This is a genomic window from Janthinobacterium sp. JF4 (assembly GCF_059617925.1).
This window is the reverse complement of sequence record NZ_JCAQAV010000032.1, coordinates 27,465-50,367: the sequence shown is the minus strand read 5'-3', so window position 1 is coordinate 50,367 and position 22,903 is coordinate 27,465. Positions and strand designations below refer to the sequence as shown.

Sequence of the window (22,903 nt, the reverse complement as noted above, 5' to 3'; positions counted from 1 at the left end):
ATGACCCCTGAACTGACGATGCTGGCTTGTACCCTGGTGCTGGCACTGGTGCAAATCCTCCTGCCCGCGCTGTTTCGTACGCGCGAAACGGGCACGGCCTATAACGTGAGCGCGCGCGACGGCGACGGGCCGCCCGTGGGCAAGATCACGGGCCGCTTGCGGCGGGCCCAGGCGAACCTGTTCGAAACCCTGCCCCTGTTCGCCGCCGCCGTGCTGATCGCCCATGTGACGGCGCAGGAAAGCGCGCTGACCCTGTATGGCGCCGCCCTGTACCTGGCCGCGCGCGTGCTGTATGTGCCCCTGTACGCGTTTGGCGTGCCCGTCGTGCGCACGCTCGTGTGGTGCGTGTCGATTGCCGGCTTGCTGATGGTCTTCTGGGCCATCCTGCTGGCTTCCTGAAGTCCTGCGCGGGCTGTCGCAGCCGTCCTATGGCGGTGCGCCGGGCCCGGCCGTAAAGTGACGGCAAGCCAGCCGCGCCGATTGCCCTGGACGATGTGCCGCAAGCATCGGCTCTGCCGCAAGCCCCGCCGGGCCGTCGTCGCCCCTGCTCGTCGTGGGCTGCTGCGTGCGCGTGCCCCGCCACCAGATCGGCACCGTGCTGTCGGTAGCGGGCGAGCAGGTCACGATTGCGTTTCCGGAAAACGCCACGCGCACCTTCATGGCCGAGTTTGTCGCACCGGCTTGTATCCATGGTGCGCTGTCGAACGGTGATCGAACGCAGGAGCGCGAGGTTCAACCCATTCCAACGCGCTTTTTTCACTTAGGGAGCAAGGCATGGCAGACATGGTGGTGGTGCGCAAGGAAGGCTGGTCTTGTGTGCCGGGTCAGTTCTGCATCGAGCCGTGGCGCCCCGTCGAGCGCACCATCATGACGCGTGCGCCATGTTTCCTGCTGGGTCAGCAGCGTGCTGTCTTGCCCTCGTCTGGCGCCTTTCCGGGTGGCCATGCGGTGCGGCCAGCCGTTGGCGAGCGCGTGTACGTGACGGCCGGCGCGGCGGTTTTCCCGCTACCAGCTAACTGCTGAGTGTTTGGTACTTTTGGTGTAAAACTGAAAGTAACTGCGCTACCGTTGGCGGGACTCATCCTACATGCGCTCTTGCCATCCTCCTATTTCTTGTGCTCCATGTGCGCACTAAGATGATGGTTCCCTTGCCATGCGAGGGGGAAGAATTGCATGGTTTGCACTGTTTTCCGATTCCATCGATCAAGGAGATCATCATGGCCACATCGAGCGACAATAAACAGCAAGGTAGTAAAACCAGTAGCGCCAGCGGAAGCGGCGGTGGCAGCAAGCAAAGCGATACCAGCAAGCGGGGCTTCGCTTCCATGGATCCCGCCCAGCAGCGCGAAATCGCCAGCGAAGGCGGACGTGCCGCGCATGAAAAGGGCACGGCGCATGAGTTCACGTCGGAAGAGGCACGCCGCGCAGGCAGCCAAAGCCACAAGAACGATGCCAGCCGGCAAAGCGCCGCCAGGTCCAGCGGCTCGCGCGACAATGCCAGCATGAACCAGGAGGGCAACCGCGACAGTGACAGCAAGCAAAGCGGCGGTTCGGGATCGAGCTCCGGTTCGCGCAACAAGCCGTAGCACCTAGTAGTGAGCAGTGGCAAGTGATCATGGCCAGCGGCAGGTAGGTACGCCGCTGGCCATGGTCGCATCTGTCCGGCTGCCGCAAAATTTTGATGCAATGCAGCAGGCATGGACTATGATGAATGAGCTGCGTCGGCAATGTGCAATTACCTGGCAGTCACCTCGCAGTCAACTCGCATTGATGATCAGGGAGAAGATAATGGGCAACTCGAATACGCCGCAACCGGGCAATCGCCAGGGCGGCACGCCAGCCACGGCGGGCAGCAAGCAAAGCACGGCCGAGTCGGCCGAAAACTTTGTGCTGGTCGATAGCGAGCAAGGCCTCGATATCGGCGACGATCTGTTTTCCATCGGTGAAGTGCGGCGGGCCGACCGCTTGCCGCATCATCAGTCCGGTTCCGCCGGGCAGAGCCGGCAGAGTGCCGACGATGCGCCAGACACCACGGGCAGTACCGGCGTCTGAGCTTCTCTTCCTCATTGTCTGATATTTCCCACAGGGCCAGCCGCCAGGCGCCTACGCGCATGCCGGCTGGCCAGCGCGAACGATGCCGCCTGCTCGCTGGTAGGTGAAGTGCATCGACGCGGCTACAGGTCGACCCGGCCGTGTTCGCCCAGACCCTTCGGTGTCTCGCCGAGGATCGCGGCCTTGGCCATTTCATAGAATTGCATCATCTTGCTGGCGCTGCTATCCCAATATTCGGCCGACTGGATCGTCACCTTGATCAGCGACAGCTTCGGATCGTCGAGTCCGCCCGGGAACCAGGCTTTTACCAGCGGGTTCCACAACTCCTCCGCCTTGGCACGGTCCTTCAGCAGCTGCGCGTGGCCGCAGACGGAGACATACAGGCTGTCGCCCGTGTCGACAAAACTGACATTAACTTGCGGATTGTTCAGCAAATCGCGCGTGTAGGCGGCCTCGTCCGAGACAAAGAACCAGATATGTCCTTCGCTGTCGACCTGCTGCTGCGTCAGTGGCCGGCTGGTGAGGGTGCGCATGTCGTCGCTGGTGGTCAGCATGCCGAATTTGACGTCCTTGATCCTGGCAGCGATGCTGGCCAGTTGTTCGCTGGAATAAGCTTGCATGGGGTGCTCCCTTGTTGGTTGTCCTGAACAACAGCATAGGCGGGTGCGGCAAACGGCTCTGTACGGCAGCTTACGTAGCAGGCCAGCTTTGTTTCAAAGCTGTTACAAAACGCTGGCCTGGCGGAGTGCCCCATGTATTGACTTAATAAATGATAATCATTATCATTTGTTTGAAAATATCAGCATGAACTTTGATTGAAGGATGGGAATGAAGCACACTGACTTGTCGCGCCACCTGGCCCGCTCCTTGCCGGGAGCGGGCTATGGGTAATGCGGGCGCCGCAGACAAGGCCAAGAACAATGCCAGCCGCGCCGTCTGGCTGAAGAACTTGCATCAATGGCACTGGATCAGCTCGGCGCTTTGCCTGCTGGGCATGTTTCTGTTCGCTATTACCGGCATCACCCTGAACCACGCCGGCCAGATCGAAGCCAAGCCGTCGATCACGCGCCAGAAGGCGGAATTGCCAGCACCCCTCGTCACGCAACTGGCCGCGTATGCCGCCAAGCACGATGGCGCGAATGCGCCCATGCCGGCATTCGCCGAAGCCTGGCTCAAGCAGCAGTGGTCGCTCAATGCGGGCGGCCGTCCCGCCGAATGGTCGATCGACGAAGTGTATCTGCCGCTGCCCAGGGCGGGCGGTGACGCCTGGGTGCGCATCGGTCTGGAAGACGGAGCCGCCGAATATGAATTGACGGACCGGGGCTGGGTATCCTGGCTCAACGATGTCCACAAGGGCCGTAACACGGGCGTGGCCTGGAGCTGGTTCATCGACATTTTTGCCGGCGCCTGCATCGTGTTTTGCCTGACGGGGCTATTGATTTTGAAGTTCCACGCGGCCAACCGGCCATTTACCTGGCCGATGGTTGGTCTCGGTATCTTGATACCTTGCGCGATCGCCTTGCTGTTTATTCACTGATCGTTTTTCTCTTTTTCTTTTGACAGGCACACCATGAAATTACGCTACTCCCTGGCGCTTGGCCTTCCCCTGATCGGTACGTCGGCGATGGCAGCCGACCTGGCCCTCAAGATTGAAATCCCGCAACTGAACGTGGCGGAATACCACCGTCCCTACCTGGCGGCGTGGCTGGAAACGGCCGATCAGAAGGTGGTCGGCAACCTGACGGTGCTGTATGACGTGAAAAAGAAGGACAAGGCAGGCGAGAAGTGGCTGAAGGACATGCGCCAATGGTGGCGCAAGAGCGGCCGCGACCTGGCCATGCCCGTTGACGGCGTCAGCGGCGCCACGCGTGCGCCCGGCGAACATACGCTGACTTTCCCCGGTGCCAAGGCCTTGCTCGACAAGCTGCCGGCCGGCGAATACCAGGTGGTGGTGGAAGCGGCGCGCGAAGCGGGCGGACGCGAACTGGTGCGCGTGCCGTTCCAGTGGCCGTTGAAATCGGCCCAGTCCGTGCCTGCCAAAGGCAAGGAAGAACTCGGTAATGTCGTCGTTCAACTCAAACCATAAGGCGCACATCATGTTCAAGCAACTCAATAAACCGCTGATCGCCCTGGCCCTGGCCGGCCTGGCCATGAACGCCCACGCCCACCGCGGCTGGATGGTGCCGTCGAGCACGATGGTGGAGAGCAAGGACGCCTGGGTGACGGTGGACGCCGCCGTCTCCGACGGCCTGTTCGAGATCGACCACCAGCCGCTGCGCCTGGACGCGCTGCAAGTCATCGGTCCCGATGGCGCGAAAGTGGCGCCGGCGAACACCGTCACGGGCCGTTTGCGCAGCGTCTTCGACGTGAAAATGGAAAAACCGGGCACCTATAAAGCGGCCATCGTGTCGCAAAACGTCATGGGCAGCTACAAGCTCAACGGCGAGCAGAAGCGTTTCCGCGGCAACGAAGAGACGTTCAAGAAGGAAGTCCCGGCCAATGTGCAAGAGCTGAAAATCACGCGCACGGCTGCGCGCCTGGAAACCTTCTTCAGCAATGGGGAAACCAGCACGGAAGTGTTCAAGCCGACAGGCGTGGGCCTGGAATTCGTGCCGGTGACGCACCCGAACGACTTGCGCGCCGGCGAGAAAGCCACGTGGCGTTTCCTCGTCGATGGCAAGCCGGCGGCGAACCAGGCCTTCAGCCTGGTGCCAGGTGGCGTGCGCTACCGTGGCGTGCTTGGTGAAATCCGCCAGAGCACGGATGCCAAGGGCGAAATCACGTTTACGGTACCAGCGGCCGGCATGTATTACCTGAGCAGCACCTGGCCAGCGGCCGCACCTGCCGTGGCCGGCCAGCCGCCAGCCATGCCCGAGCGCCGCATGACGTACGCGGCCACCGTGGAAGTGCTGCCGCAGTAAGCGGCGGCCTCTTCACGAGTTCGCCGATGCGCCGGGTCCTGCTGCCGCAGCATATTTCCGATCAGGTCGCGCCGCCCGGCGCCGCGATCCGGGACTTGCGCGGCATGACGATGGGCACCAGCTGGTCGGTGCGGCTGCTGGAGTCCGCCATGCCGGGACGCGCGGGCAGCGCCGACTTGCAGCAGGGCTTGCAGCAGCAGCTGGACCTGGTGGTGGCGCAAATGAGCCACTGGAGCGAAGAGTCCGACCTGGGCCGCTTCAACCGGGCCGAGCCTGGCAGCTGGCACAGCTTGCCCGCCGCGTTTTGCGAAGTGCTGGACTTTGCCATGCACGTGTCGCAGGCGTCCGGCGGCGCGTACGACCCGTGCGCGGGCGCCCTCGTCAACCTGTGGGGCTTCGGCCCACGCCACCGCTACGATGAGCCCGGCTTCCTTCCTCCCAAAGACGATAGCGTGGCGCTGCTGCTGGCGCAGCGCCAGCGCCGCCGCCTGGAACTGGACTTGCCGGCCCGACGCGCGCGCCAGCCCGGTGGCTTGCAACTCGATCTGTCCGCCATCGCCAAGGGGTATGGCGTGGACCGCCTGGCACGCTACCTGGACAGCCAGGGCATCCATCATTACCTGGTGGAAGTGGGGGGCGAACTGCGCGGCGCCGGCAGCAAGCCCGACGGACAGCCGTGGTGGGTGGTGCTGGAACAGGTCGAGGGCGCCGCCGATAGTGCCGATAATGCGCAGCATCCGGCGGAAATGCTGCTGGCGCTGCACGGCCTGTCCGTGGCGACTTCGGGCGACTACCGGCGTTTCTTCCAGGACGGCACGGTGCGTTTTTCCCATACGATCGATCCGCGCAGCGGCATGCCGATCGCCAATCAACTCGCTTCCGTCACCGTCGTGCACGCGCAATGCATGGCGGCCGACGCCTGGTCGACGGCCCTGACTGTGCTGGGGCCAGAAGCCGGCATGGCGCTGGCCGAAGAGCAGGGCCTGGCCGCGCGCTTCCTGCAGCGCGATGGCGATGGCTACCATGAAACGCTGAGCAGCCACATGCTGGCCATGCTCGACGAATGAACGATTAATTCCATGATTTTTACGCACGATACGACACGGCTGGCCTTGCTGGCCGCCCTGTCCCTCAGTTACGCGGGCGTGTGCCTGGCGCCCTGGCTGCGCGCCCGCACCAGGCGCCGCGCGGCCGACGCCGCCAAGGCGGCGCTGGCCGACAGCCGGCCTTGGCTGGTGGCGTATGCGAGCCAGACGGGCAATGCCGAGGAACTGGCCGCGCAAACGGCGCAGAGCCTGCAACTGGCAGGCATCCCCGTGCGCCTGTGCGCGCTGGCCGACCTCACGGCCAAGGATCTGCAGCAAGCGGAACGGGCCTTGTTCCTGGTCAGCACGTATGGCGAAGGCGACGCGCCCGACAATGCGGCCGCCTTCATGGGGCGCCTCATGACGGGCGAGCTGGCGCTGCCGCAATTGCACTACGCCGTGCTGGCCCTGGGCGACCGCAGCTATGGCCATTATTGTGGCTTCGGCCGCGCGCTGGACGCCTGGCTGGCGGCGCAGGGCGCCTCGCGCCTGTTCGGGCGCATCGAAGTCGACCGCAGCGCCGGCGCCGCCATCGAGCAATGGTTCCAGCACCTGAGCCACCTGGCCGGCACCAGCGACGCGCCCGACTGGAGCGCGCCCGCGTTTGGCGACTGGCGCCTGACGGGCCGGCATTTGCTCAACCCCGGCAGCGCGGGCGGCGCCATCTATCACGTGGAGCTGGCGCCCGTGGACGGCAGCTTGCCTGACTGGCAGTCGGGCGACCTGGTGCAGGTGGCCGCGCCGCTTGACCCTGCGCAGCCGCGCGAATATTCAATCGCCTCGATTCCGCGCGATGGCGGCGTGCACTTGCTGGTGCGCCAGCATGCGCATCCCGATGGCAGCCTGGGACTGGCCTCGGGCTGGCTCACGGCGCAGGCGTCTGTCGGCGACGTGGTGCAGCTGCGCTTGCGCCAGCACCGGCGTTTCCGCCTGGAAGACAATGCCCAACGGCCTTTGATCTTGATCGGCAACGGCAGCGGCATCGCCGGCTTGCGCGGCCACCTGAAGAGCCGCGTGCTGGCGGGGCAGCGGCGCAACTGGCTGATCTTTGGCGAGCGCAACCTTGACCACGATTTCCATTATCGCGACGAAATTGAAGGCTGGCACGCCAGCGGCGACTTGCCGCGCCTGGACCTGGCGTTTTCGCGCGACCAGGCCGAGCGGCTGTACGTGCAGGACCGCCTGCGCGGCAACGCCGACGAAGTCAAACTGTGGCTGCAGCAGGGCGCGGCCATCTACATCTGCGGCAGCCTGGCCGGCATGGCGGGCGGCGTCGACCAGGCCCTGCAAGAGATGCTGGGACGGCCCGCGCTCGACGCGCTGGCGGCCGAAGGACGCTACCGGCGCGACGTGTATTAGTACAGAAGGGGCTGCTTACGCCTGGATTGCGGCCAGCGGCACTGCGTCCATCTCGCCGCTCACTTCCTGCAAGCCGCGCGCCAGGCTGGAAATGCTCGGGTTGTCGATGAAGACGCAGCGCTTGCCCGTGCGCTTGCAGTAATCTTTGACGCGCCAGTAGGCGCTGTGGCTGATGCAACCCGTCTGGCAAATCACCAGGTCGGCCGCCGCCAGGCTCGAATCGAGCAGGTTGGCATTGTCTTCCAGGCCGCCGTCGTGGTGGGCGAATTGCGCGCCGACGCGTTCGATCAGGGCCCGGTAGGTGGCGACATTGCCGCTGCGTCCGCCCACGCACAGGACGCTTTGATCGACCAGGCGGATCGGCATTTTCAGCTTGCCACCGGTCGGTACTTCCAGCTGCGGCGCCGGTGGCGGCGCGACGGCGCTTGGGCGTGGCTGGGCCTGTTTCAATTCCGCGATTTGCTGGCGCAATTCCTTTTCGCGCTCATCCATTTGCGCCAGGCGCTCGACCAGGCGCGTGCGCGATTCCAGTGCCGGGATGGCGGCCTGCAATTGCGCCAGTTCCGCGCGCAAGCCGTCGATCACGCTATCCTTGCCGATGGCCTCGGCCCGCGTGCGCAGCAGCACGGCTTCCTGGCGTTCCAGCTCGCCCGTTTTTTCCATCAGTACTGCCTGGCTCCGTTGTTGCAGCTTGGCCAGTTCGTGCGCCAGGCGCGCATTGTCTTCCTGCAAGGCCGTAAATTTACCCATGTCGGCGCGCACGCAGGCGCCGGCCTGGTGCTGGATCATGTGCAAGTCGCGGCACATTTGCTCTTCCAGTTCGGCGTCGCAGCGCGGGTGCGTCAGGCCGGCCCAGAAGGCGCCCGACACGTCGCCGTTGGCGACGGCCGTGCGCCACAGTTGCGCTACCTGCCCGGTGGTCTTGGCGCCGCGAAAGCGCAGGATCACGGGGGCGTAGCGGCGTTCGAGTTCCTTTTGCAGCGCTTCGGACAGGCGGTTGCGCGCGCCGCATTCCGTCACGGCGCCCACGTGCACTTCGTAGTCGTCGGCCAGCACGCGCCCGCCCGTCATCTTGCCCACCAGCTTGCGCAGGTAGCCCAATGGCAAGCCCACGCCGACCAGCGGGCAATGGCAGGTGTGCGACAGTTCCCACAGCCGCCGGCGGCGCGAAGCGAGCGCGGCCGTTTCGGCCCCGTCGCTGGAACAATTGCTGATGACGGGCAGGGACTGGTCTTTGTCACACATGGCGATATCCTGTTGGGCGGTGGGGTATTGAAAAGAAATTATTGCGGCAGGGGCGAGGCAGGACGCCTGGCGCTCAGCATGCGTGCCAGGCGCTCAAACAAGGTGGTCTTTGGCGGCGCGGGCTTGTGCAGCAGCACCAGGGCGGCCCATTGCTGCGACAGTTGCTGGCAGGTCGCTTGCAGCACGGGGCCCAGGCCGGGTGACTGCGATAGCACTTGCAGATGGCGTTCGATGACACCGGCCAGTTTCTCGCAGGGACTGCCCGCATGGTAATGCGACATCAGGTGCAGCACGGCCGACAGCAGCAATTCAGGCTGTTGGCCCTGCGGGGCAGGAAACATCGGGGAAGGTCGGTCGTTCGCCATCAAACACTCCTGTGCGGTGGTTTGGCTGGCTGCGCGCACGGAGCGCGACTGGCTGGCGAGTGTGGTGACTGGCTGCCGTGCTGCTTCAGGCAGTCAGGATCAGCTTGTTCAATTGGGTGACGCGCAGGCGATAGATCTTGCCGCTATGCTCAATCTCCACTTCGCGGCCCTGCTGCAGCAGCGCTTCGCTGGTGATGCGGCGCGCCGGCTGGGCCATGCTGACGGGAGGACGGACGTGGGCGGTAGCGGCATCCTGGATCAAGGCTGGTTTTGAGCTTTGCATGTTGGGCTTTCTTTATCTCAGTTGAGAATGATTCGTATTTGCATTATTGTTGAATGTGGCCCGAAAAGCAAGGCTTATTTGTGCCCAATCCGCGCTTTTTTATGCTGGCATGGCAGCGTTGAGGATGCGGCTGCGCAAAGGTGGCCGCGGGCGCGGCGTAGGCGGGGAGCGGCAGCAAAAAAGACCCGGCAAGGCGTTGCGCGCCTTGGCCGGGTCAAGCCTGTGCCAAGCTTGAAGAAATCGGGATGGCGCTAGATAGTGGCCAGCAATTGCGCCGAGGCGGTGGCGGCCGCGGTGGTGTCGGCCTTGAGCTTGGCGGCGGCCAGCTGCTTGGCGCGCGAGCGCGACGGCGGTAGGCGGCGCAGGGTTTTCAGGGCATCCGGATCCTTGATGCCGATGGTGCGCTGGTCGACCGTGATCAGGCCGATTTCATTGAAGGCGGACAGGGTGCGGCTGACCGTTTCCAGGGTCAGGCCCAGGTAGCTGCCGATTTCATGGCGCGTCATGCGCAGGTTGAACAGCTTGCTCGAGTAGCCCATCTGCGCGAAGCGGTCGGCCAGCGAGACGAGGAAGCGCGCCACGCGGGCTTCGGCGCTGAGGGCACCCAGCATGCCGATCATGGCTTGCTCGCGCACCAGTTCGCGGCTCATCACGCCGTACATGACATTTTCCAGTTCCAAATGGACTCTGCCCAGCGCCGTGAGTTTCTTGAACGGCAGCAGGATCAGGTCGCAGTCGGACAGGGCCACCGCTTCCGAGGAATAATGGCGCGAGTGGATGCCGTCGACGCCCAGCATGTCGCCCTTCATGGGAAAACTGAGCACCTGTTCATTGCCGAATTCATCAATGAGCACGGTTTTCAGGAAGCCCGAATTGACGATGTACAGGGTGTCGAACGGCTGGCCGATGGTGTGCACGCGCTGGCCCGTCTTGAATTGCACGTGCTGGAACAGCAGTTCGTCGGCGGCGATGGTGCAGGCGCTGGAGATATGCAGCAGGTCGCACACCTCCTTCAGGTTCGACCAGAGCCGGCCCTGGCGCTGGCGCCCTGCTTCCATCGGAGAAGAGGGGGCCAGCGATGGTGAAGCAGAGCGGGTGTCGGGCGTTTGCGTGGACAGCATGTTCATCTCCTGGTGACAGGTAGTTCAGAGTTGAATGACGGGGTGCGCGGGACGGCGGGCGGGCAAGGGTCGGCGGCGCGCGTCCAGGCAGGTAATGCTCAATTCGCTGAAGACTTGCTGCGTGATGAAATAACTTCCCAGCAACTTGATTACTGGTTTCAGTATGCCAACAACCGTATGCAATTAATATCAGCAGTGGCTGAATATGGCAGTAGGAGCTGTGGTAGATGAAGTAGGATTGTTCCTACAGTCGACGCGCGGGCGCGCGTCGCAGGATTCACGTCTTGAAGGGGGACAGCAGGCGGTGCGCGACGGCATACTGAACCATCTCCGACAGCGAACTCATGCCCATCTTTTGCATGATGCGCGTCTTGTGCGTACTCACCGTCTTCACGCTCAGGTGCAGATTGTTGGCAATTTCCGTGATCGACTTGCCTGATACCAGCAGGGAAAAGACTTCGAATTCGCGGTCCGACAATTGTTTATGCAGCAAGCTTTCATTCGGCATCATGATGTTGAGCACGAGTTGCTCCGCCACTTCGGCGCTGATGTACGGACGTCCCGACGCCACCTTGTGGATGGCGCCCACGAGCTGGGTGCCCGCGCTTTCCTTGGTCAGATAGCCTTGCGCGCCGGCGCGGATGGCGCGCACCGCATATTGCTCTTCCTCGTGCATGGTGAGGATCAGGATGGACAGCTTGGGCGCCTCGCTGCGGATTTGCCGGATCAGGTCGACGCCGCTGCGGCCCGGCATCGACAGGTCGAGCAGCAGCAGGTCGAAGCCGCCCTGGCGCACATGGTTGAGGACTTCAAAGCCGTCGATGGCTTCACCCACGATGTCGATATCCGGCGCGCCGTCGAGGATGCGCTTTAATCCTTCACGCATGATGGTGTGGTCGTCGGCAATCACAATACGTATCATAGGCGGGCAATCTGGTGGCGTGTAATCTGCTGTGTCCGTCACCGGACATGTTAAGAAACGAGAAATGTTGTCATTTTAACCGAAGTGGCCGCACATTTGCCTTTTTCCTGATGTGCCGGCAGCGGCGGCCCCCGTGTCCATATGACCCCTTATTTTGCCGGGGGTTCCTTGATCAGCCTATGCACGAGCACGGGCAACTTCGAGTGCGACAGCACTTTATTGGTCACGCTGCCCAGCAGCAACTGGCCCCAGCCGCTGCGGCCATGCGAGCCCATGAAAATCAGGTCGCATTGCTGCAATTGCGCCACTTCCACGATTTTCAGGGCCGGGCTGTCGGAAAAGGCCGTCAATCCCGTCGCTTGCAGGCCACGCTTGGCGGCCGCGTCGAGGATGGGCTGCCAATGGTCGGCGCCCGCCTTGCGCATGGCGATGCGGTATTCCTCTTCGCTGGGATAACTTGGTGGAATGATTTCGATGTACACCGGGTACTGGTACTCGGGTGCCACGTACACGGCAAGGATGTCGGCGTGCATCTGTTCGGCAAAGGCAACGCCGGCACAGGCCGTCAAGTTGGAGACGGTGGAGCCGTCCGTGGCGATCAGAATTTTCTTATACATGGCAGGTCCTTTGGCAGTGACTCAGCGCGCACAGCGCCTCTTATTGTAGACGTGGCGGCAGCATTGTATTCATGTAAAGACTTGATAATTATCAATACTATTGCACCTTCAGTATAGACAACATTGGCAGAAAGATCGTGTTTTAGCTGCAACGATGTCCGTGCGGGGCTGTTGCGCAGCCGCCCGGATGCAGGATTTCTTGTATGGCGCGTGGTCTTGCACGCACGCCAATGGTAGTATTTCAAAATACAACAGCAGGAACACTTATTTCCTGGCGGAAAAGCTCTTGTGGACCCGCTTTGCACCAGGAAGCGCGTTTTGAGATTTACCAACAGGGCGGCGCCCTGCTACACTCGCACCATCGCAGCGGTATTGCCTCAAATCATCTTAATCGAGAAATTGTGGGTATCAGTCTGTAAAACGCACAGTTCAGGCGGAATTTTGACAAATTATGGAGAAGCAGGGATATGACCAACGCCGCTGATGATTTCGATGCATTATTCGATGAAGTATCCGCGCAAAGCGCGGCCGCAGCCACGCCGGCGCCTGCCGCCGCGCCCGCTCCCGCCGTGATCGCGGATGACGATTTTGACGCGCTGTTCGACTCCGTGTCGGCCAGCGCCGCCGTGCCTGCAGCCGCAGCGGCGCCGCTTGCTGCCGCGCCTGCCGCGCCGGAAGCGGTTCCCGTGGCCGGCGCCGGCGCGCCTGGCGAAGCGGCCGATCCGGTCGATCAGTCCGACAAGCCGATGTTCGAGCGTCTGGGCGGCATCGTGCGCCTGCTGCACGATTCGCTGCGCGAACTGGGCTACGACAAGGCGTTGACGGAAGCGTCGTCGCAGATCGTCGATGCCCAGGACCGGCTGGAGTATGTGGCCACGCTCACCGAGCAAGCCGCCAACAAGGTCTTGAACACCCTGGACGAAGGCATGCCGGCACAGGATGTGCTGTCGAAGAAAGCCAAGGACATGGACAGCCGCTGGACGGCGCTGTTCGATGGCAAGCTGAGCCTGGAAGAATTCAAGGCCCTGGCCGGCGATTCGCGCCAGTTCGCGCAAGCCGTGGCCGAAGCGACGGAAGCGGAAAAAGCGCGCTTGCTGGAAATCATGATGGCGCAGGACTTCCAGGACATCACGGGCCAGCTGATCAAAAAAGTGGTCAACATCACCAAGACGGTGGAGCACGAGCTGGCTCAGCTGCTGCGCGACAACGCGCCGGCCGAGGTGCGCGAAAAGCTGGCGCAAAAGCCGGTGCCGCTGATGCAGGGCCCGTCCGTGCCGTCGGTGGCGCTGGATCAGGATAATGTAGACGACCTTCTTGCGGATTTGGGATTCTAATGGACGATATGCTCAAGGATTTCGTCGTTGAGGCGATGGATCTTGCGGTTAATGTTGAAGAGCACTTATTGCGCCTCGAGCGTGATCCTGACAACAAGGAAACACTGAATGCCGTGTTTCGTTCCTTTCACACCATCAAGGGTGGCGCCGGCTTCATGGGCTTGCCCGCGCTGGTGGCCGCCTGCCATCTGACGGAAAACCTGTTCGACGCCTTGCGCACGGGCGCCGCGCCCGTGACGCCGATCGCCATCGAGGCGGCGCTGCAAGCGTCCGGTTTCGTGGCCGACCAGCTGACGGAACTGGCGAATGGCGCCGCGCCGGAAAGCTTGCCGGCCATGCCGGAAGAGCTGGAACACATCCTGACGAACGCCATCGAAGGCAAGGGCATGGACGCGCCGGCCGCCGCCGTGGTGGCGGAAGCCGCCGTGGTCGTTGCCGAGGTCGCCGAAGTTGTGGTGGCCGCGCCTGCCGCCGCCGTAGCCACCGCCAGCGCCGATGGCCTGGACTGGGAAGGCATGTATAACGCCGTCGTGCCCGAGGCTAGCCGGGTCGCTGCCGCACCCGTGTCCGCCGTTGCCGCTGCCCCTGCCGTCGTGACCGCCGCTGCTGTTCCTGCTGCTGCTGCTGCTGCTGCTGCCGCCAAGCCGGCCGGCAAGGCCTGGGATGGCGCCGAACGCCGCGAAGAGCGTCCGGAAGTGCGCCATGCCGCGCCCGTCAAGGAAGACAGCATCCGCGTCGACGCCGTCAAGCTCGACGCGCTGCTGGAAGTGGCGGGCGAATCCGTGCAGGCCGCCAACCAGGCTGCCGTGCTGCTTGAGCGCTTGCTGCAATTCAAATTCGAAGGCCAGGCCGCCACCTTGATGGCGACCCTGGCGGAAACCCTGGAACGCGCCTCGCGCTACTCGACGGAACTGCAGCGGGCCACCCTGGCCACGCGCATGCAGCCCGTGGGCCGCCTGTTCCAGAAATTCCCGCGCCTGGTGCGCGAGCTGGCGAAAGACCTGGGCAAGGATGTCGAACTGACCATCGAAGGCGCGGAGACGGAAGTCGACCGCGTGGTGGTCGACAGCCTGTACGATCCGCTCGTGCACATGCTGCGCAACTCGCTTGACCATGGCGTCGAATCGCCGGAAGCGCGCCTGGCTGCCGGCAAGCCCGCCAAATCGTATATTTCGCTGAAAGCCTGGCAGGAAGCCAATAGCGTCATGATCGTGCTGCAGGACGATGGCAAGGGCATGGACCCGGCCTTCCTGCGCAGCAAGGCCCAGCAAAAAGGCTTGATCAGCGAAAACGCGCAGTTGAGCAACGACGAATGCTTCCAGCTGGTGTTCCTGCCGGGCTTCTCGACCAAGGAAGTGGCCTCCAGCGTCTCCGGGCGCGGCGTGGGCATGGACGTGGTCAAGACGGCCGTGGAGAAAAACCGCGGCGCCATCCACATCGAATCCATGCTGGGCAAGGGCACCAAGTTCGCCATCCGCCTGCCGATCGAACTGTCGATCGTGCCGACCATGCTCGTGTCGACCTCGGGCGCCGCGCTGGCGCTGCCGATGGCCGTCGTGCAGCGTGTCGTCGAGTTGCCGGAAACCTTCATGGAAGTGGGTGGCGCGCCCGTGCTGAAAGACCAGGGCCGTCCATTGCCCGTGCGCTCGCTGGCCGGCGCCCTGGGCTATGAATCGTGCAGCGAGCGCGTGGGTATTGTTGTCGCTGCGCCACAGCCGTACATTCTCGCCGTGGAAGCCGTCGATGGCACGGCCGACCTGGTGATCAAGCCGATGACGGCCATCACCGTGGAAGGCATTACCGGCACCGCCCGCTCGGCCGAAGGCGAGCTGGTGCTAGTCGTGGGCCTATCTTTCCTGATGGATGGTTGCAGGGGAAGTGTGCGCATGGCTGCCTGACAACACAGGCCAGTTCACACCCAGCCCGCTGCAGACCTCTGCAGCGGGCTTTTTTTTCGGCTTTTTTCGATTTTTATTCGCCCCGCCGGCACTTTGGCGGATTTTCGTATCAGCAATTTTTTCGCCATATCCGCAAAGCGCGCCAAATTTTGTATCGCCTATCCCACGCTGGGGCGGCTTTTGCTTCTGCGTTGCGCAATATATGGCATAATCATTGCCGATCCCTTTGATCAGTACGACAGATCACTTACTACAGGCTGTGGCAACGCTGCATAAATCATGATGAAGACGCTTTACGACAAACTCTGGGAATCCCACGTTGTTCGGGCCGAAGATGATGGCACGACAATTTTGTACATCGACCGGCACTTGCTGCACGAAGTCACCAGCCCGCAAGCCTTCGATGGCCTCAGCGTGGCGGGCCGCCAGCCGTGGCGCATTTCCGCCAACCTGGCCGTGGCCGACCATAACGTGCCGACCACCAGCCGCGTCGACGGCATTGCCGACCCGGTTTCGCGCCTGCAGGTGGAAACCTTGGACAAGAACGCCAGGCACTACGGCTTGACCTACTTCAACATGAACGACAAGCGCCAGGGTATCGTGCATGTGATCGGCCCCGAGCAGGGGGCGACCTTGCCGGGCATGACGGTCGTCTGCGGCGATTCGCACACGTCCACGCACGGCGCCTTCGGCGCGCTGGCGCACGGCATCGGCACGTCCGAAGTGGAGCACGTGCTGGCCACGCAAACCTTGCTGCAAAAGAAATCGAAGTCCATGCTGGTGCAGGTCGACGGCGCCTTGCCGGCCGGCGTGACGGCGAAAGATATCGTGCTGGCCATCATCGGCAAGATCGGCACGGCCGGCGGCACGGGCTACTGTATCGAGTTCGGCGGCGCGGCCATTCGCGCCCTGTCGATGGAAGGCCGCATGACGGTGTGCAACATGGCCATCGAGGCGGGCGCGCGCGCCGGCATCATCGGCGTGGACGACACCACCATCAATTACGTCAAGGGCCGTCCGTTTTCGCCGGCCGGTCCACACTGGGAGCGCGCCGTCGCCTATTGGCGCACCCTGCATTCGGACCCAGGCGCCCGTTTCGACCTCGTCGTCACCCTCAACGCGCAAGACATCGTGCCGCAAGTGACCTGGGGCACGTCGCCCGAGATGGTGATCGGCGTCGATGGCCGCGTGCCCGATCCTGACATGGAAAAGGACAGCGTCAAGCGCGATGCGATGGAAAAGGCGCTCGTCTACATGAACCTCAAGCCCAACACCGCCATCGAAGACATCCGCATCGACAAGGTCTTCATCGGTTCCTGCACCAATTCGCGCATCGAGGATTTGCGCGCGGCGGCGGCCGTGGTGCGCGGCAAGTACCGCGCCTCGAACGTCACCCTGGCGCTGGTGGTGCCCGGTTCCGGCCTGGTCAAGGATCAGGCCGAGCGCGAGGGACTCGACCGCATTTTCAAGGATGCGGGTTTCGAATGGCGCGAGCCGGGCTGCTCGATGTGCCTGGCCATGAATGCGGACCGTCTGGAACCGGGCGAACGCTGCGCCTCGACCTCGAATCGCAACTTCGAGGGCCGGCAAGGGCAGGGCGGGCGTACCCACCTGGTGTCGCCCGCGATGGCGGCGGCGGCGGGCATCGCCGGCCACTTTGTCGACGTGCGGGGATTGCGATGACGGCAGGGACCGGTGCGACTGGTTTACACTAGCGTTCCCGGTCCCTTATTTACTATCAAGAACTCATCATGAAAAAACTCTTCGCCCTCCTCATCGCCACCGTCATCCTGTCTGGCTGCAACACCGTGTCCGGCATCGGCCGCGATGTGCAGAAAGTCGGCCAGGTCGTCACTGGCGCCGGCGGAAAATAAACCGTGACGTGCCGGCGCCCTGCGCCGCGCGTCTTACCGAGTAGAAACAGCATGGATAAATTTACGATTTACGAAGGCCTGGTGGCCCCGCTGGACCGCGCCAACGTCGACACCGACGCGATTATTCCGAAGCAATTCCTGAAATCGATCCACCGCAGCGGTTTCGGCCCCAACCTGTTCGACGAATGGCGCTACCTCGACCATGGCGAACCGGGCCAGGACAACAGCCGCCGTCCGCTGAACCCGGAGTTCGTGCTCAACGAGCCGCGTTACCAGGGCGCCTCGATTTTGCTCACGCGCAAGAACTTCGGCTGCGGCTCCTCGCGCGAACACGCGCCGTGGGCACTCGATCAATATGGCTTCCGCGCCATCATCGCGCCATCGTTTGCCGACATCTTCTTCAATAACTGCTACAAGAACGGCTTGCTGCCCATCGTGCTGTCGGAAAGCCAGGTCGAGCACCTGTTCCATGAAGTCAAGGCCTTTCCCGGCTTCAAGCTGGTGGTGGACCTGGAACAGCAGTGCGTGCGCACCAGCAACGGCTCCGTTTCGTACCCGTTCGAGATCGACGCCTTTCGCAAATATTGTTTGATGAATGGCCTCGACGATATCGGCCTGACCCTGCGCCATGCCGACGATATCCGCGCCTTCGAAGAACGGCATTTGACCAATCAGCCTTGGCTGGCCAACGTTATCTAAAGATCATTCCATGAAAATTGCAATCTTACCCGGCGACGGCATCGGTCCTGAAATCGTCGCGCAAGCCGTCAAGGTGTTGAATGTGCTGGGCGAATCGTTCGAGCTGGAAACGGCACCCGTGGGCGGCGCCGGCTATGCGGCGCATGGCCACCCCTTGCCGGAAGGCACGCTGGCACTGGCGAAAGCGGCCGATGCCGTGCTGTTCGGCGCCGTCGGCGACTACCAGTACGACAACCTGGAGCGCCAGTTCCGTCCAGAACAGGCGATTTTGGGCTTGCGCAAGAACCTGGGCCTGTTCGCCAACCTGCGTCCGGCCATCTTGTACCCGGAACTGGCGGGCGCCTCGACCCTGAAGCCGGAAGTGGTGTCCGGCCTGGATATCCTGATCATCCGCGAATTGACGGGTGACATCTATTTCGGCCAGCCGCGCGGCGTGCGCGAGTGCCCGGACGGTCCGTTCAAGGGCCAGCGCGAAGGTTTTGACACCATGCGCTATGCGGAAGGCGAAATCCGCCGCATCGCCCACGTGGCTTTCCAGGCCGCGCAAAAGCGCGACAAGCGCCTCACCAGCGTGGACAAGGCGAATGTGCTGGAGACCTTCCAGTTCTGGAAAGACATCGTCATCGACGTGCACAAGGAATACCCGGATGTGGCGCTCGATCATATGTATGTCGACAACGCGGCCATGCAGCTGGTGCGGGGGCCGAAGAAATTCGACGTCATGGTGACCGGCAACATGTTCGGCGACATTCTGTCGGATGCGGCCGCCATGCTGACGGGCTCGATCGGCATGCTGCCGTCCGCTTCGCTCGACGCCAACAACAAGGGCTTGTACGAGCCATCGCACGGTTCGGCGCCCGATATCGCCGGCAAGGGCATCGCCAATCCGCTGGCGACGATTTTGTCGGCGGCCATGATGCTGCGCTATTCGTTGAACCGCGAAGAGCAGGCAAACCGCATCGAGGCAGCCGTCAAGCAAGTGCTGGCGCAGGGCCTGCGCACGGCCGACATCCACGAAGCGGGCACGACTTTGGTGGGTACCGAGGCGATGGGTGATGCAGTTGTAAAAGCGCTGGGATAAAATAGTCTAATGACGGCAGTCGCCGTCTCATCTTGAGGAATGGTAATGAAATTAGTTGGCTTGGTAGGTTGGCGCGGTATGGTCGGTTCGGTCCTGATGCAGCGCATGCAGGAAGAGGGCGATTTCGCCCATATCGAACCGGTGTTTTTCACGACGTCGAACACGGGCGGCGCGGCGCCGGCCATGGCGAAGAATGAAACCATCCTCAAGGATGCCAACAACATCGCCGAACTGTCCAAGTGCGACATCATCATTTCCTGTCAGGGCGGCGACTACACGAGTGCTGTGTTCCCGCAGCTGCGCGCAGCGGGCTGGAATGGCTACTGGATCGATGCGGCCTCGACCTTGCGCATGGAAAAAGACGCCGTCATCGTGCTTGACCCCGTCAACCTGCACGTCATCAAGGATGCGCTGGGCAAGGGCGTCAAGAACTACATCGGCGGCAATTGCACCGTATCGTGCATGATGATGGGCCTGGGCGGCCTGTTCCAGCACGACCTGATCGACTGGATGACGTCGATGACCTACCAGGCGGCATCGGGCGGCGGCGCGCAGCACATGCGCGAATTGCTGACGCAATTTGGCACCATCAACAGCTCCGTCAAGGCGCTGCTGGAGAACCCCGCTTCCGCCATCCTGGAAATCGACCGCCAGGTGCTGGCGACCCAGCACGGCTATTCGCCGGATGAGATCAAGCAATTCGGCGCGCCGCTGGCCGGCAACCTGATTCCGTGGATCGACAAGGACCTGGGCAACGGCCAGTCGAAGGAAGAGTGGAAAGCGGGCGCGGAAACGAACAAGATCCTCGGCCGCGGCCTCGATTTCGGCACCAAGGAAATTCCTGTCGACGGTCTGTGCGTGCGCATCGGCGCCATGCGCTGCCATTCGCAAGCCTTGACCATCAAGCTGAAAAAAGACGTGCCGCTCGATGAAATCAACGACATCATCGCCAGCAACAATCAATGGGTCAAGCTGGTCCCGAACACGCGCGAAGCGTCCGTGCGCGACCTGTCGCCGGCGGCCGTCACGGGCAGCCTGACGATTCCTGTGGGCCGCGTGCGCAAGATGAGCATGGGCGGCGAATACCTGTCCGCCTTCACGGTGGGCGACCAGTTGCTGTGGGGCGCGGCCGAGCCGCTGCGCCGCATGTTGCGCATCCTGCTGGACGCGTAATGGCAATAAATCAGTAATAAATTGCTGATCCAGATCAAGCCGGGGCGGTTTTCCCGGCTTTTTTTTCGTCCTGAGCCCCTCAAGGCTCAACCATGCGGAGCTTGCATAGCTCTGGGCATGATGATATGTTGATACCTCTGGAAAAGTAACAGTTTTCCCATGTCAACTAAGATGCCGCCAACTATGCCTGTACACACTCGTCCCCGGGTCGCCTCCCTTGCCATTCGAACACTCAGCAGTGCTGTCGCCTGTGCGGTGTTATTGTCACCGGCGGCATCCGCAGCCGAACTGGGCAAGATCACGGTGCTGTCCGCCGCCGGCCAGCCGCTGCGCGCCGAGGTCGAATTATCGGCCGTCAAGCCGGGCGAGGCAACCAGCCTGCTGGCCAAGCTGGCGCCACCGGACGCGTATCGCCAGGCCAACGTGGAATTCAATCCCGCCTTGAACGCGCTGACGTTTGCCGTGGAAAACCGCGACGGCAAGCCCTTTATCCGCATCAGCTCGGCGCAGCCGGTGGCCGAACCGATGGTCGATTTGCTGCTGGAGCTGAGCAGCAAGAGCGGTCGCCAGGTGCGCGAATATGCGTTCGTGCTCGACACGCCCGAAGCGCGCCAGACGCGCGGCGCGCAAGTGACGGCGCCAGTGGAGCCAGGCAAGGCCAAGCCGGCTGCCGCTGCCGGTACTGCGACGCTGGCGCCGAAAAAGGCGGCAGGCGAATACAAGGTCAAGGCGGGGGACACTCTGAGCCGCATCGCCAGCGAACTGAAACCGTCGGGCGTCTCGCTCGACATGATGCTCGTCGCGCTGTACCGCGCCAATCCCGACGCCTTCATGGGCGAGAACATGAACCGCATGCAGGCCGGGCGCATCCTGGCCGTGCCGGGCGCGGACACCATGCGCGCCACCGATGCGGCTGAAGCGAAGGGCGTGGTGACGGCGCACGCCATCGATTTCGAGGCCTACCGTAACAGGCTGGCGGGCCAGGTGTCGCAAAGCAAGCCGGCCAAGGCGGCGCAAGCGGCGCAAAGCACGGCCGGCAAGATCGGCGCCACGAAGGTGCAGGAAAAGCCGACGGCGGTAGGCGAATCGCAAGACAAGCTGAAACTGTCGAAAGCGGAGCCGGCGGCCAAGGCGGCCGGCAAGAGCGCCGTCGCCAGCGAGGAAGACAAGATCGCCAAGGCGAAACAGGTCGATGAAGCGGCCGCGCGCGTCAAAGAGCTGGAAAAGAACGTCAGCGACCTGGAAAAGTTGATGGCGGTCAAGAGCAAGGCCATGGCCGACAAGAGCGCGCCTGCCCCGGCAAAGCCAGCCGAGACCGCAGCCAGTGTATCAGCAAGTGCACCGGCCATCGCCAGCGCGCCGGCCGAAGCCCTGCCGCCTGTACCGAAGGCGAAACCGGTGCCGCTGGTGAAAAAGCCATCGCCGCTGGAACCGACCATCACGGACAAGATCAATGACCACCTGGGCGCCATCGGCATCGGCCTGGCCGCATTGCTGGCTGCCGTGGCAGCGCTGGTGATCGCGCGCCGCCGCAAGGACGCGCCGCCCGCGCCTGAGAGCGTGGCTCCCGTATTCGAACCGGAGCCGCCCGTGGCGCCGCCGGCCGGCCTGGCGCCTGAAGACCAGCAATCCGAAGCGAGCAACCACTTGTTCGGTACGGGCGCCGCCGCTGCCGGCGTGGCCGCGGCGGCGGGCGCCAGCATGCTCGATGCGAATGAAACGGACCCGGTCGCCGAAGCGGACGTGTATATCGCCTACGGCCGCGATGGCCAGGCGGAAGATATCCTCAAGGAAGCCTTGCGCATCCACCCGGAGCGCCACGCGGCCCGCCTGAAGTTGCTGGAAATCTATTCGGCCCGCAACGACGCGCGCGCGTTTGAAGACCAGGCCAGCGAGCTCTACAGCCTGACGCGCGGCCAGGGCGAAGAGTGGCCGCAGGCGGCCGCGCTGGGCCTGGCGCTCGATCCCACCAATCCGCTGTATGGCGATACGGAAGACGATGCCGTTGTCAGCCTGAGCAAGGCTGCCGGCGACGACTTGCATGGCCAGAGCATGGACTTGCCTGACGATCTGTCTGCTCCTGCGCCCGCGCCGCTGGCCGACCTGGCGCCGGCCGAGCCGGTGTCCTCCTTGCCGGCCCGCGATGCGCGCACCCCCCTCGATTTTGACCTCGACAGCCTCGATTTCGAGCCCGTCTCCACCAGCGACCCGATCGTCATGCCGGGACCGGACAGCAAGCCCGTCTCCGCCGCGCAGGAGGCGCAGTATGACGCCAGCATGGATTTCGGCCTCGACCTGGAGCCGCCAGCCGGTCCCGTGAATGGCGTGGGCGCCGGCTTGACGCCGTTGCCTGATCCGTTGAAGGATGTCGACCTGGCCCATTTCGACCTCGACGAACCCGTGGCGCCCGCTGCCGCGCCCGTCGCGGCGGCCGAGCCTTCCATCGACAGCCTGTTCGACGACGCGCAAACCCCGGCCACCTTGCCGGAAGCCATACCGCCCGCACAGGAATTCGACCTGTCCGGCATCGACTTGGACCTCAACGATGGCAAGACGGCCAGCGTGGGCGTCGACGACCCGCTGTCGGCCATCCACATGGAAATGGATACCAAGCTGGACCTGGCGATCGCTTACCAGGAAATCGGTGACAAGGAAGGCGCGCGCGAGTTGATCGATGAGGTCATCAAGGGCGGTAGCGAAGAGCAGGTTGCCAAGGCTAATACCATGAGAGCTTTGCTGAGCTAAGCACCTGATACGACGTCCATGGCTGCGTTGCACGGTCATGGCGTTCACCTTGTACTATTCGTACTGTCTTCGACCGCGCGCCTGGCCCTGAACGCCGTCTCGCTCGCTTTCAAGCACCTGATACGACGT

23 protein-coding genes and 1 pseudogene are annotated in these 22,903 nt (G+C 63.1%); 17 read left to right on the top strand and 7 right to left on the bottom strand.

Features of this window, described 5'->3' with window-relative positions; genetic code table 11:
- The 4 genes and pseudogenes from AC54AF_RS20385 (at position 1) to AC54AF_RS20370 (ending at position 2,052) form a co-directional block, all read left to right on the top strand.
- On the top strand, positions 1–399 hold the full coding sequence (locus AC54AF_RS20385) for an MAPEG family protein (RefSeq protein WP_496637979.1): 399 nt from the start codon (positions 1–3) through the stop codon (positions 397–399).
- A gap of 375 nt (positions 400–774) precedes the next feature.
- Positions 775–879: pseudogene (locus tag AC54AF_RS20380) on the top strand (DNA ligase-associated DEXH box helicase); the annotation flags it as partial.
- 338 nt (positions 880–1,217) lie between these two features.
- Positions 1,218–1,586, top strand: a complete 369-nt coding sequence (locus tag AC54AF_RS20375) for a KGG domain-containing protein (protein WP_131687446.1) — start codon at positions 1,218–1,220, stop codon at positions 1,584–1,586.
- A gap of 202 nt (positions 1,587–1,788) precedes the next feature.
- A complete protein-coding gene (locus tag AC54AF_RS20370) occupies positions 1,789–2,052 on the top strand; it encodes a hypothetical protein (RefSeq protein WP_496637978.1) in 264 nt (87 codons plus the stop codon).
- Between the two features lie 122 nt (positions 2,053–2,174).
- Here AC54AF_RS20370 and AC54AF_RS20365 read toward each other — a convergent pair whose 3' ends face one another.
- Complete coding sequence (locus tag AC54AF_RS20365) at positions 2,175–2,672, bottom strand: pyridoxamine 5'-phosphate oxidase family protein (RefSeq protein ID WP_131687444.1); 498 nt, start codon at positions 2,670–2,672, stop codon at positions 2,175–2,177.
- Positions 2,673–2,935: 263 nt separating this feature from the next.
- Between AC54AF_RS20365 and AC54AF_RS20360 the strand changes: the two genes are divergently transcribed.
- Genes AC54AF_RS20360 through AC54AF_RS20340 form a run of 5 tightly spaced genes read left to right on the top strand, consistent with a single transcriptional unit; the run spans position 2,936 to position 7,417 of the window.
- Entirely contained in the window at positions 2,936–3,589 is a 654-nt protein-coding gene (locus AC54AF_RS20360; RefSeq protein WP_496637977.1) for a PepSY-associated TM helix domain-containing protein, read from the top strand.
- A 33-nt stretch (positions 3,590–3,622) separates the two neighbouring features.
- The gene (locus AC54AF_RS20355; protein ID WP_131687442.1) at positions 3,623–4,138 is read left to right on the top strand and encodes a DUF2271 domain-containing protein; all 516 of its coding nucleotides are present in this window, start codon (positions 3,623–3,625) and stop codon (positions 4,136–4,138) included.
- A gap of 10 nt (positions 4,139–4,148) precedes the next feature.
- Positions 4,149–4,973: a DUF4198 domain-containing protein gene (locus AC54AF_RS20350; RefSeq protein ID WP_496637976.1), complete on the top strand. Its 825-nt coding sequence runs from the start codon at positions 4,149–4,151 to the stop codon at positions 4,971–4,973.
- 26 nt (positions 4,974–4,999) lie between these two features.
- Entirely contained in the window at positions 5,000–6,040 is a 1,041-nt protein-coding gene (locus tag AC54AF_RS20345) for an FAD:protein FMN transferase (protein ID WP_496637975.1), read from the top strand.
- A 12-nt stretch (positions 6,041–6,052) separates the two neighbouring features.
- Complete coding sequence (locus AC54AF_RS20340; protein ID WP_496637974.1) at positions 6,053–7,417, top strand: sulfite reductase subunit alpha; 1,365 nt, start codon at positions 6,053–6,055, stop codon at positions 7,415–7,417.
- Positions 7,418–7,432: 15 nt separating this feature from the next.
- On the opposite strand, the gene AC54AF_RS20335 is transcribed toward AC54AF_RS20340, so the two are convergent.
- The 6 genes from AC54AF_RS20335 to AC54AF_RS20310 form a co-directional block, all read right to left on the bottom strand.
- Entirely contained in the window at positions 7,433–8,662 is a 1,230-nt protein-coding gene (locus tag AC54AF_RS20335; RefSeq protein ID WP_496637973.1) for a DUF2325 domain-containing protein, read from the bottom strand.
- Between the two features lie 38 nt (positions 8,663–8,700).
- The gene (locus tag AC54AF_RS20330) at positions 8,701–9,027 is read right to left on the bottom strand and encodes a hypothetical protein (RefSeq protein WP_496637972.1); all 327 of its coding nucleotides are present in this window, start codon (positions 9,025–9,027) and stop codon (positions 8,701–8,703) included.
- Positions 9,028–9,112: 85 nt separating this feature from the next.
- Complete coding sequence (gene hemP, locus AC54AF_RS20325; protein WP_034750559.1) at positions 9,113–9,310, bottom strand: hemin uptake protein HemP; 198 nt, start codon at positions 9,308–9,310, stop codon at positions 9,113–9,115.
- A 251-nt stretch (positions 9,311–9,561) separates the two neighbouring features.
- Entirely contained in the window at positions 9,562–10,368 is an 807-nt protein-coding gene (locus AC54AF_RS20320; protein ID WP_034783488.1) for a Crp/Fnr family transcriptional regulator, read from the bottom strand.
- 340 nt (positions 10,369–10,708) lie between these two features.
- Positions 10,709–11,353: a response regulator gene (locus tag AC54AF_RS20315; protein ID WP_496637971.1), complete on the bottom strand. Its 645-nt coding sequence runs from the start codon at positions 11,351–11,353 to the stop codon at positions 10,709–10,711.
- 149 nt (positions 11,354–11,502) lie between these two features.
- Positions 11,503–11,970, bottom strand: a complete 468-nt coding sequence (locus AC54AF_RS20310) for a universal stress protein (RefSeq protein WP_070260284.1) — start codon at positions 11,968–11,970, stop codon at positions 11,503–11,505.
- A 467-nt stretch (positions 11,971–12,437) separates the two neighbouring features.
- Between AC54AF_RS20310 and AC54AF_RS20305 the strand changes: the two genes are divergently transcribed.
- The 8 genes from AC54AF_RS20305 (at position 12,438) to AC54AF_RS20270 (ending at position 22,774) form a co-directional block, all read left to right on the top strand.
- Positions 12,438–13,304: a protein phosphatase CheZ gene (locus AC54AF_RS20305; RefSeq protein WP_496637970.1), complete on the top strand. Its 867-nt coding sequence runs from the start codon at positions 12,438–12,440 to the stop codon at positions 13,302–13,304.
- The gene (locus tag AC54AF_RS20300) at positions 13,304–15,202 is read left to right on the top strand and encodes a chemotaxis protein CheA (RefSeq protein WP_496637969.1); all 1,899 of its coding nucleotides are present in this window, start codon (positions 13,304–13,306) and stop codon (positions 15,200–15,202) included. Before AC54AF_RS20305 ends, AC54AF_RS20300 begins: the two co-directional genes overlap by 1 nt.
- A gap of 279 nt (positions 15,203–15,481) precedes the next feature.
- Positions 15,482–16,885 carry a 3-isopropylmalate dehydratase large subunit gene (leuC, locus tag AC54AF_RS20295; RefSeq protein WP_496637968.1) on the top strand — a complete coding sequence of 468 codons (1,404 nt, stop codon included), beginning with the start codon at positions 15,482–15,484 and terminating at the stop codon, positions 16,883–16,885.
- 68 nt (positions 16,886–16,953) lie between these two features.
- Positions 16,954–17,076, top strand: a complete 123-nt coding sequence (locus AC54AF_RS20290; RefSeq protein WP_010400408.1) for an entericidin A/B family lipoprotein — start codon at positions 16,954–16,956, stop codon at positions 17,074–17,076.
- Positions 17,077–17,127: 51 nt separating this feature from the next.
- A complete protein-coding gene (leuD, locus tag AC54AF_RS20285) occupies positions 17,128–17,775 on the top strand; it encodes a 3-isopropylmalate dehydratase small subunit (protein ID WP_131689392.1) in 648 nt (215 codons plus the stop codon).
- 10 nt (positions 17,776–17,785) lie between these two features.
- The gene (leuB, locus tag AC54AF_RS20280) at positions 17,786–18,856 is read left to right on the top strand and encodes a 3-isopropylmalate dehydrogenase (RefSeq protein WP_496637967.1); all 1,071 of its coding nucleotides are present in this window, start codon (positions 17,786–17,788) and stop codon (positions 18,854–18,856) included.
- Between the two features lie 45 nt (positions 18,857–18,901).
- The gene (asd, locus tag AC54AF_RS20275) at positions 18,902–20,029 is read left to right on the top strand and encodes an aspartate-semialdehyde dehydrogenase (RefSeq protein ID WP_496637966.1); all 1,128 of its coding nucleotides are present in this window, start codon (positions 18,902–18,904) and stop codon (positions 20,027–20,029) included.
- A 255-nt stretch (positions 20,030–20,284) separates the two neighbouring features.
- Entirely contained in the window at positions 20,285–22,774 is a 2,490-nt protein-coding gene (locus AC54AF_RS20270; RefSeq protein ID WP_496637965.1) for a motility hub landmark protein FimV, read from the top strand.
- Positions 22,775–22,903 lie beyond the last annotated feature (129 nt).

What these genes read in the sequence shown, in the direction of transcription:
- AC54AF_RS20385 (WP_496637979.1), top strand. Translation starts at nt 1, where the DNA reads ATGACCCCTGAACTGACGATGCTGGCTTGTACCCTGGTGCTGGCACTG.
- AC54AF_RS20375 (WP_131687446.1), top strand. Translation starts at nt 1,218, where the DNA reads ATGGCCACATCGAGCGACAATAAACAGCAAGGTAGTAAAACCAGTAGC.
- AC54AF_RS20370 (WP_496637978.1), top strand. Translation starts at nt 1,789, where the DNA reads ATGGGCAACTCGAATACGCCGCAACCGGGCAATCGCCAGGGCGGCACG.
- AC54AF_RS20365 (WP_131687444.1), bottom strand. Translation starts at nt 2,672, where the DNA reads ATGCAAGCTTATTCCAGCGAACAACTGGCCAGCATCGCTGCCAGGATC.
- AC54AF_RS20360 (WP_496637977.1), top strand. Translation starts at nt 2,936, where the DNA reads ATGGGTAATGCGGGCGCCGCAGACAAGGCCAAGAACAATGCCAGCCGC.
- AC54AF_RS20355 (WP_131687442.1), top strand. Translation starts at nt 3,623, where the DNA reads ATGAAATTACGCTACTCCCTGGCGCTTGGCCTTCCCCTGATCGGTACG.
- AC54AF_RS20350 (WP_496637976.1), top strand. Translation starts at nt 4,149, where the DNA reads ATGTTCAAGCAACTCAATAAACCGCTGATCGCCCTGGCCCTGGCCGGC.
- AC54AF_RS20345 (WP_496637975.1), top strand. Translation starts at nt 5,000, where the DNA reads ATGCGCCGGGTCCTGCTGCCGCAGCATATTTCCGATCAGGTCGCGCCG.
- AC54AF_RS20340 (WP_496637974.1), top strand. Translation starts at nt 6,053, where the DNA reads ATGATTTTTACGCACGATACGACACGGCTGGCCTTGCTGGCCGCCCTG.
- AC54AF_RS20335 (WP_496637973.1), bottom strand. Translation starts at nt 8,662, where the DNA reads ATGTGTGACAAAGACCAGTCCCTGCCCGTCATCAGCAATTGTTCCAGC.
- AC54AF_RS20330 (WP_496637972.1), bottom strand. Translation starts at nt 9,027, where the DNA reads ATGGCGAACGACCGACCTTCCCCGATGTTTCCTGCCCCGCAGGGCCAA.
- hemP (WP_034750559.1), bottom strand. Translation starts at nt 9,310, where the DNA reads ATGCAAAGCTCAAAACCAGCCTTGATCCAGGATGCCGCTACCGCCCAC.
- AC54AF_RS20320 (WP_034783488.1), bottom strand. Translation starts at nt 10,368, where the DNA reads ATGGAAGCAGGGCGCCAGCGCCAGGGCCGGCTCTGGTCGAACCTGAAG.
- AC54AF_RS20315 (WP_496637971.1), bottom strand. Translation starts at nt 11,353, where the DNA reads ATGATACGTATTGTGATTGCCGACGACCACACCATCATGCGTGAAGGA.
- AC54AF_RS20310 (WP_070260284.1), bottom strand. Translation starts at nt 11,970, where the DNA reads ATGTATAAGAAAATTCTGATCGCCACGGACGGCTCCACCGTCTCCAAC.
- AC54AF_RS20305 (WP_496637970.1), top strand. Translation starts at nt 12,438, where the DNA reads ATGACCAACGCCGCTGATGATTTCGATGCATTATTCGATGAAGTATCC.
- AC54AF_RS20300 (WP_496637969.1), top strand. Translation starts at nt 13,304, where the DNA reads ATGGACGATATGCTCAAGGATTTCGTCGTTGAGGCGATGGATCTTGCG.
- leuC (WP_496637968.1), top strand. Translation starts at nt 15,482, where the DNA reads ATGATGAAGACGCTTTACGACAAACTCTGGGAATCCCACGTTGTTCGG.
- AC54AF_RS20290 (WP_010400408.1), top strand. Translation starts at nt 16,954, where the DNA reads ATGAAAAAACTCTTCGCCCTCCTCATCGCCACCGTCATCCTGTCTGGC.
- leuD (WP_131689392.1), top strand. Translation starts at nt 17,128, where the DNA reads ATGGATAAATTTACGATTTACGAAGGCCTGGTGGCCCCGCTGGACCGC.
- leuB (WP_496637967.1), top strand. Translation starts at nt 17,786, where the DNA reads ATGAAAATTGCAATCTTACCCGGCGACGGCATCGGTCCTGAAATCGTC.
- asd (WP_496637966.1), top strand. Translation starts at nt 18,902, where the DNA reads ATGAAATTAGTTGGCTTGGTAGGTTGGCGCGGTATGGTCGGTTCGGTC.